The organism is Pseudomonas sp. PS02303, assembly GCF_029959925.1.
Classification (GTDB): Bacteria; Pseudomonadota; Gammaproteobacteria; order Pseudomonadales; family Pseudomonadaceae; genus Aquipseudomonas; species Aquipseudomonas mandelii.
Map to the genome: position 1 here is coordinate 1 of NZ_JASCOM010000262.1, position 7,936 is coordinate 7,936.

General features: G+C 62.3%; 6 protein-coding genes. 5 read left to right on the plus strand and 1 reads right to left on the minus strand.

The features are described 5' to 3' along the window. The first annotated feature begins 216 nt into the window (after positions 1-216). The 4 genes from QMX98_RS29615 to QMX98_RS29630 are packed head-to-tail and all read left to right on the plus strand — an operon-like array spanning position 217 to position 5,792. Entirely contained in the window at positions 217-2,121 is a 1,905-nt protein-coding gene (locus QMX98_RS29615; protein WP_077748922.1) for a sigma-54-dependent Fis family transcriptional regulator, read from the plus strand. Next, on the plus strand, positions 2,121-3,839 hold the full coding sequence (locus tag QMX98_RS29620; RefSeq protein ID WP_282411804.1) for an ABC transporter ATP-binding protein: 1,719 nt from the start codon (positions 2,121-2,123) through the stop codon (positions 3,837-3,839). Before QMX98_RS29615 ends, QMX98_RS29620 begins: the two co-directional genes overlap by 1 nt. Next, the gene (locus QMX98_RS29625) at positions 3,829-4,506 is read left to right on the plus strand and encodes a S8 family serine peptidase (protein ID WP_282411805.1); all 678 of its coding nucleotides are present in this window, start codon (positions 3,829-3,831) and stop codon (positions 4,504-4,506) included. Before QMX98_RS29620 ends, QMX98_RS29625 begins: the two co-directional genes overlap by 11 nt. Beyond that, positions 4,503-5,792, plus strand: a complete 1,290-nt coding sequence (locus QMX98_RS29630; protein ID WP_282411806.1) for a tryptophan 7-halogenase — start codon at positions 4,503-4,505, stop codon at positions 5,790-5,792. Before QMX98_RS29625 ends, QMX98_RS29630 begins: the two co-directional genes overlap by 4 nt. 50 nt (positions 5,793-5,842) lie before the next feature. Here QMX98_RS29630 and QMX98_RS29635 read toward each other — a convergent pair whose 3' ends face one another. After that, on the minus strand, positions 5,843-7,333 hold the full coding sequence (locus tag QMX98_RS29635) for an aldehyde dehydrogenase family protein (RefSeq protein ID WP_154911472.1): 1,491 nt from the start codon (positions 7,331-7,333) through the stop codon (positions 5,843-5,845). A gap of 274 nt (positions 7,334-7,607) precedes the next feature. Here QMX98_RS29635 and QMX98_RS29640 point away from each other — a divergent pair, with 274 nt between their 5' ends. Next, entirely contained in the window at positions 7,608-7,862 is a 255-nt protein-coding gene (locus QMX98_RS29640) for a DUF1652 domain-containing protein (protein ID WP_282411807.1), read from the plus strand. Positions 7,863-7,936: the final 74 nt, after the last annotated feature.

A 7,936-nucleotide genomic window follows, 5' to 3' on the forward strand; every position in this document is an offset into this window, starting at 1 on the left:
GGGCAAGCCTCGCTCCTACAGGTTATTTGCCTGGGGGGGAATTTTGGTTCGCCTCAACCCTGTAGGAGCGAGGCTTGCCCGCGAAGAACGATGACTCGGTCCACCTGACAGAACGCAAGTGCTGTAAGGCACTTGCCATCGCCCTGACGTTAACGTAAAGATTGCGGCAGGGCGCTGAACTTGAAAGGCGCAAAGCGGACCGATCCGGAGCGCTTGATGACGCTAATAAAAACACCTTCTCCCAAGCTGCACCGCGAAGCCCGGCTGGCCCGGGAAAAACTCCATCTGGAGGGCGAAGTCCCCGATGGTGTTCTGCGGGCAGAAATCGATGCGTCGTGGCGGCGCAGCCTCAGCCATGGCGTGCATTTCAACGCCAAGCACGAACTGGCGCTGGAATCGAGCGCCAGCCTCGACGTGCTGTTGGCAAGCAATCGCCTGCTGATCGACGCCGCATTACCGGCCATCGACTACCTGGCTGAACGCCAAGGCAAGGAAGGCCTGATCATCCTCGCCAACTCCGACGCCACCATCCTCGCCGTCGAAGGACGCGCCGACCGCCTCAAGGGCAGCGGCCTGCAAGACATCACCCTGGGCGCCTGCTGGAGCGAAGCCGCTCGTGGTACCAACGCACTGGGCACCGCACTGGTGGAAGCCCGGCCGACGATGATCGATTGCGGCGAGCATTACCTCGATCGTCTAAGCGATTTCTCCTGCACATCGGTGCCGATCCATTGCCCCCAAGGCGACATCCTCGGCGTCCTTGACCTGACCCGCGAAGGCCCCCTCGGCCGCGTTCATGACAGCACAGCATTGCTGGCCATGGCCGTCAGCCAGATCGAAAGCCGCGTGTTCAACGCCAGTTACCCGGACGAAATCGTCCTCGCGTTCCACAGCCGTCGGCAATACCTTGAATCCCCTTGGCAGGGCCTGCTGGCGGTGAGTCTCGGCGGACAGATCCTGGCGGTCAGCGCGCAAGCCTGTCAGTTGCTGCGTGCCGAGCGTTCGGCCCTGGTCGGTCGGCGTTGCGAGGAATTTCTCGGTGTCGATGGCCTGCAATTGCTGTCCCGTCTGCATCAAGGTGGCGTCGGCAGTTTGCAGACCGCCAAAGGCGAATTCTTCTACAAAACCCTGCGGGCGCCGCAACGTTCCATCAACGTCAGCACACCGCCGCGCAGCCCCGCGAAAACCGCCAAGCCACAACCGGATCTCGAATCCCTGGCCGGCAGTAACGTGCGTTATGCCCGGGCCTTGCGCATGGCCCGCCAAGGGCTGGCCAATGAATTGCCGGTGTTGCTGCTCGGTGAAACCGGCACCGGTAAAGAAGTCATCGCCCGTGCGCTGCACATGGCCGGAACCCGCTGTGACAAACCTTTCGTTGCGGTGAACTGCGCGGCAATCCCTGAAGGCCTGATCGAGTCGGAACTGTTCGGCTACCGCGAAGGCGCCTTCACCGGCTCCCGTCGTGGCGGCATGATCGGACGACTGCAACAGGCCCACGGCGGCACCTTGTTCCTCGACGAAATCGGTGACATGCCGCTGGCCTTGCAGGCCCGTCTGCTGCGGGTGTTGCAGGACCGTAAAGTGGCGCCGCTGGGCGCGGGCGAGGAACAAGACATCGACGTCGCGCTGATCTGCGCCACCCACCGAGACCTCAAGCGCCTGGTCGAAGAAAAACACTTCCGTGAAGACCTGTTCTACCGGGTCAACGGCATCAGTGTGATGCTCCCGGCCCTGCGCGAGCGCGAGGATTTCAGCAGCTTGGTTGCTCGTCTGCTGGCCAAACTTGATGCCCCGACGATGGTCCTGCATGACGATCTGAGTCGCTTGCTCGACGGCTACCATTGGCCAGGCAACATTCGCCAACTGGAAATGGTCCTGCGCACCGCGCTGGCCATGCGCGAACCCGGGGACACGGTGCTCACCCTCGACCACCTGCCCGACAGCATGCTCGACGAACTGACCGCCACTGAACGCCCGGCATCGGGCAGCATTCGCGAAAACGAACTGGAGCTGATCCGCCAGGCCCTGGACAGCCATCAGGGCAACGTCTCGGCCGCCGCCGACGCCTTGGGCATCAGCCGCGCGACCCTGTATCGCAAGCTCAAACAGTTGCGTTCGTGATGCAGCGCTTGATCGTTCGGCTGATCGACAGCCAGAACCCCGAAGCCCTGCAAGCGGCGTTGCGTTGGCTCTACAGTTTTGTGCGCCCGCATCGATTGGCGATTGCCGGGCTGCTCGGCTTGTCGGTCTGCGCTTCTTCGCTGGTGCTGGTGCAGCCGTGGCTGACCAAACTATTGATCGACGATGGCTTGCTGGCGAAAAACTTCCCGATGCTGGTGTTGATTGCCGGATTGATGATTCTCGCCGGGCTGCTCGGCACAGCGCTGTCGGGGATCAATCGCTACCTGCACACGCGGCTGTCCGGGCGGATTCTGTTCTCGCTGCGCGACGACCTTTATCGACATCTGCAAACCCTGTCACCGAGCTTCTATGGACAGCGGCGCATCGGTGATCTGATGTCGCGCCTGGATGGCGACGTCGCGGAGATCCAGCGCTTCGCTGTGGATTCGCTGTTCTCGGCGGTATCGAGCGTGGTTGGCCTGGTGGTGGCGGTGGCGATGCTGCTGACCCTGTCGTGGAAACTTTCACTGCTGGCATTGGTGCTGATTCCCCTCGACATCCTCTGGCTGCGCTGGATGCGGCGCAAAGTCGAGCGCGATGTACGGCAGTTGCGCGAGCGCTCGGCGGACATGTCCTCGTTCATGGTCGAGACCTTGCCGGTGATGAAATTCATCCAGTCTGCCGGCCAGCAACAACGCGAATCGCGCCGTCTGGAGTCGCTTGGTCAAGGCTATATGAGCCAGCTGCTGCGCCTGCAAGTCACCGAGTTTTTTACCCAGGCGGTGCCCGGCACGCTGACGTCATTGTCCCGGGCGTGTGCGTTTTTGATTGGCGGTTATTGGGTGGTGCAGGGGACCTGGCAACTGGGCGCGCTGATCGCGTTTTCCACGTACCTGGGGATGGCGGTCGGACCGGTTCAGAGCCTGCTCGGGCTCTATGTCGCGATTCAGCGGATGACCGTCAGCCTTGGCCGGGTCATGGAACTGCGCGGTGAAGAACCGACCGTGCTAACACCGGTTGAACCCAAGCCGATGCCGACCTCCGGCGAGTTGCGTTTCGACGACGTGCACTTCAGCCATCCCGGTCGTCCGACGACCTTGCGCGGCATCGAAGCGCGAATTCCCTATGGCTTGAAAGTCGCCCTGAGCGGCGGCTCCGGCGTCGGTAAATCAACGCTGATCGATCTGCTGCAACGCCATCACGATCCGCAAGCTGGCCGGGTGCTGCTGGGCGAGGTCGATCTGCGTGAACTGGACCTGTTCCAGCTGCGTCGGCGGATAGCCGTGGTCAGTCAGGACATCGTGCTGTTTCGCGGCAGCCTGGCCGACAACCTCGCTTACGCGGTGCCGGACGCCAGCCGTGAAGCGATTGCCGAAGTCGCAAGGTTGGCGCAACTCGACAGCCTGATCGAATTGTTGCCCGAAGGTCTCGACAGTCCGTTGGGCGAACGCGGCCAGCAGTTGTCCGGCGGGCAGAAACAGCGGATCGCCATCGCCCGGGCGTTGTTGCAGGATCCGCTGATTCTGGTGTTGGATGAAGCGACCTCGGCGGTGGATGAAGCCACCGAGCGCGAAGTCATCGAGGCCATCGACCGACTGTTTGCCGGGCGCACGCGGATCCTGATCAGCCATCGTCCTTCCACCCTGGCTGATGCTGATGTGCGTTTTGAATTGCTCGACGGCGTACTCATTTCAAAAGCGGTGCTGCATGAAGCCTGAGCTAAGGATTGGCGTAGTCGACAGCGGACATTCGGCGGCGCAACGGGTGCAGGTGATCGCCGGACGGCGCTTTTCGCTGCTGGAAGATGGCCTGGCCGAAAGCGACTTGCGTGACGACCCGCTGGGCCACGGCAGCGCGGTGATCGAAGCCATCGGGCGGCGAGCCCCTGCGGCGGTGTTTTGCGTGGGGCAGGTGTTTGACCAGCGCGGCGTCACCAGCGCCTTGCAGATCGCCAGTGCCATCGACTGGCTGGTGGCGCAGGATGTTCGCTTGATTAATTTGAGCCTTGGATTACGCCAGGATCGCAGCCTGTTGCGCGAAGCCTGCGCAGCGGCGGTGGCGCGGGGCATTTTGTTGTGTGCCTCCAGCCCGGCCCAGGGCGAGGGTGTGTATCCGGCGAATTATCCACAGGTGCTGCGCGTCACCGGCGATGCGCGTTGCGCCGAGCATGAATGGTCGTGGCTCAACAGTGCCCAGGCCGATTTCGCGGCGTGCGTGCATGGGACCTATCCGGGACAGTCCGGTGCGAGCCTTGGGTGTGCGGCGTTGAGCGGACATATTGCGAGTTTCCTGGTTGCCCATCCCGACGCGAGTAACGAGCGCGTCATCGAGTGGCTGCGCGAGAACGCCCGCTATCGCGGCCCTGAACGGCGCTTCGGCGCATGATTGTAATTCTTGGCGCTGGACCCGCCGGGGCGGCAGTCGCCCTGGGTTTGCGGCGACTCGGTTATGCGGTGACCCTGGTCAGCGAGTGGCGCCGGTTTGCGGCACTGGAAGGCGTTTCGCTTCGGGTACTGGAGGCCTTGCGCGGCGCGGGCCTGCAGCAGGCGTTGGCGGATGCGGCGTTGCCCTCCCAGCGGCAGGTGTCGTGGAACGGTCAGCAACATGCGCAGAACATCGAATTTCTGTTGGATCGCCCGAGTTTCGACCGAGGTTTGCGCGAAGACCTGCGTCAGGCAGGTGTTGATCTGATCGAAGGGCGGGTGCTGAGCGTTCAGGCCTCGGCGGTGGGGCATCGGGTCGAGATTGAAGGGCGCGAGGCGCTGCTTGCGGATTTTCTGGTAGAGGCCCGCGGACGCCAGGCGCCCGCACTGGGCAAAGGCCTGCGTGGGCCGGAGACGGTCAGCCTGCTCAATCGTTGGCAAGGCACGCCGGGCAGCACCGCCAGCGCGGTGGAAAGCCTTGAGGACGGCTGGGCGTGGATGGCGCGGCGGGCCGACGGTCAGTGTTATTGGCAATGGACGGTGGACGTGGCCAGCGCGCAATTGCCAGGCAAGGCGACGTTGCCGGATTACTGCCGCGCACGGCGTCAGGGTTCGGCGTTGGCGCGTGAGTTTTTCGGTGCCGTGCCTGAGACCGATCTCCAACTGCATGCGCGCAGCAGCACGGCGATTTTGAGTCCGCAGGTCTGTGGTGATCACTGGATCCGGGTCGGCGATGCCGCGATGGCGGTGGATCCGCTGTCGGGCAATGGCATTTTCCAGTCCTTGTCTTCAGCGTTACAGGCGCCCACGGTGATCAACACGTTATTGCGTAAACCGGAACGGGCGGCGTTGGCCCAACGGTTTCATCAGCAGCGGGTGGAGCAGCTGTTTTTGCGCTTTGCGCGGATCGGTCGCGACTTTTACGCCGATGAGCAGAGGTGGCTGGAGCAGCCGTTCTGGCAGGCACGGCGGCAGTGGCCGGATGCTGAAGTTGCCCATGCCGAGGCGGATTTTGCGGCGTTGAGGATTGAGCGGGCGCTGGTGTTGAAAGATGGGTTTGTCGATGACGCCGAGGTGGTGATCACGGCGGATCAGCCGCTGGGGATCTGGCATGTGCAGGGGGTTGAACTGGCGCCGTTGGTGCGGCGGTTGCGGACCGAACCGGCCGAGCAGGTGCTGGCGGGGTTGACGGTGGAGCAGGGGCGGATGGTTCGGAGTTGGTTACTGTCGCAAGGCTTCAAACCCTAACCGATCGTTCCCGCGCAGAGCGTGAGAACGATCAGCGAAGAACGGCGCTATTACAACTTGATCAACACCGACTTCAACTCGGTGTAATGCTCAATCGCCGCATACCCCATCTCCCGCCCGACCCCGGACATTTTGTACCCGCCAAACGGCAGCGCTGGATCGAGCGCGCTGTGGCAGTTGACCCACACCGACCCCGATTTGATTCGCGGAATCATCCGGTGTACCGCCGCCAGGTCGTTCGACCAGATACTTGCGCCCAGCCCATAAGGACTGTCATTGGCCATGCGCAACGCATCGGCTTCATCATCGAACGGAATCGCCACCAGCACCGGGCCGAAGATCTCTTCCTGCACCAGCGAGTGCTTCTGGTCGACATCGACAATTACCGTCGGCTTGACGAAAAAACCTGGCCCGAACTGCTCGCCACCGCAGGCGATGGTCGCGCCACTTTCCCGGCCTTTTTCGATGTACCCGTACACCCGTTCCTGCTGGCGAGCGGAAATCAGCGGCCCCATCTCGACGCTTGGGTCCAGACCGTTGCCGAGTTTCATGGCATTGGCGATGTCGGCGATGTCCGCCACCACATTGTCGAAATGCTTGCGCTGCACATACAGCCTGGAACCGGCGCAGCACACCTGGCCCTGATTGAAGAAAATTGCGCTGGCGGCCCCGGCTGCGGCGGTTTTCAGGTCGGCATCGGCCATGACGATGGTTGGTGATTTGCCGCCCAGTTCAAGCGTGACACGGGTCATGGACTCCATGGCGATCTTGCCGATCTGCTTGCCCACGGCGGTGGAGCCGGTGAAGGTCAGCTTGTCCACCAGAGGGTTGTGGGTCAGCGCCGAGCCGGCGGTGATGCCGGTGCCGGTGACCACGTTGAACACGCCCTCCGGGTACCCGGCTTCCAGCACCAGTTCGGCCAGTTTCAGCGCGGTCAGCGGGGTTTCGTCGGCGGGTTTGAGCACCACGGTGCAGCCGGTGGCCAGGGCCGGGCCGAGTTTCCAGCAGGCCAGCAGCAGCGGGAAGTTCCAGGCAACGATGGCGCCCACTACACCTACCGCTTCGCGGCGGATGAAACTGTGGAACTGATCGTTGGGCATCAGCGGCAACGACACTTCAACGCTCGAGCCTTCGATCTTGGTCGCCCAGCCCGCCATGTAGCGCAGGAAGTCGATGGATAACTGCACGTCCATCACCTGGGCCACCGCTGCGCTTTTGCCGTTGTTCAGGCATTCCAGTTGCGCCAGCAGTTCGGCGTCGCGTTCCATCAGGTCGGCGAGTTTCCACAACAGGTTCTGCCGCTCTCGTGGGCGGGTGCGGGTCCAGGTCGAATCATCGAAGGCCTGACGAGCGGCCAGCACGGCGCGGTCGACGTCCTCGGGCGTTGCCCTTGGCACGACGCACAGCACTTCACCGGTGGCCGGGTTGTGCAGGGGCATGGTCTGGCCGTCGGCGGCCTCGACCCAGTCACCGCCGATAAGCATGCGCGGGGCGCGCTGGATGAACGCCGAGGTGGCGGGAAGCAAATAAGGGAGGGGCATGGCGAGACCTCTTGTTGTTCGTGAGAACGGAGGCTTTCGCAATGGCTGTGCCAAGTGCCAAGAAAGGCAGTGACGCCCTTGGTCGGCGGGGTTTTGGCGGCTCATGGGAACAGCGGACACAGAGGGGGTTGTTGCAAATTGCGACAACTATGAGACGACGAGCGACCTGCTGCGACCTTGAGACACCCACTTTAGGAGACTAGAATTTTCTGGCTCGGTGGATGAAGCGATGGTCCGTTCATCCGGCCAACCATCTGGCGTGAGGGAGGTAACGATGTTCCTTTCAACCCTGGAAATTCAAAACATCATTGAACACAGTATGTTGCCCGCTGTGTGCACATGCGTCATGGAGGCAGACCAGTCCCTGACGATCCGGGTCTGTGACTGCATGACAGGAAAAGTGGAACTGATCGCCACTAACGTCCCCATATGGAACTTGAACAGTCCCCATGACATTGCTGTACTTGTGGCGGATATTCAGCAAAAAATCGAGGTTCACAAAAACATTTCCTCGACATTGGCCAGTTGAACCGGCGTCCCCCGCAACACGCAAGTGTTGCGGGGAAGTGGCGGATCAGGAATGTATCTTCCGCGAAATCTCTT

Bases quoted from the DNA above. Each gene is read 5' to 3' on its own strand.
- QMX98_RS29615 (WP_077748922.1), top strand. From the start codon at position 217: ATGACGCTAATAAAAACACCTTCTCCCAAGCTGCACCGCGAAGCCCGG.
- QMX98_RS29620 (WP_282411804.1), top strand. From the start codon at position 2,121: ATGCAGCGCTTGATCGTTCGGCTGATCGACAGCCAGAACCCCGAAGCC.
- QMX98_RS29625 (WP_282411805.1), top strand. From the start codon at position 3,829: ATGAAGCCTGAGCTAAGGATTGGCGTAGTCGACAGCGGACATTCGGCG.
- QMX98_RS29630 (WP_282411806.1), top strand. From the start codon at position 4,503: ATGATTGTAATTCTTGGCGCTGGACCCGCCGGGGCGGCAGTCGCCCTG.
- QMX98_RS29635 (WP_154911472.1), bottom strand. From the start codon at position 7,333: ATGCCCCTCCCTTATTTGCTTCCCGCCACCTCGGCGTTCATCCAGCGC.
- QMX98_RS29640 (WP_282411807.1), top strand. From the start codon at position 7,608: ATGTTCCTTTCAACCCTGGAAATTCAAAACATCATTGAACACAGTATG.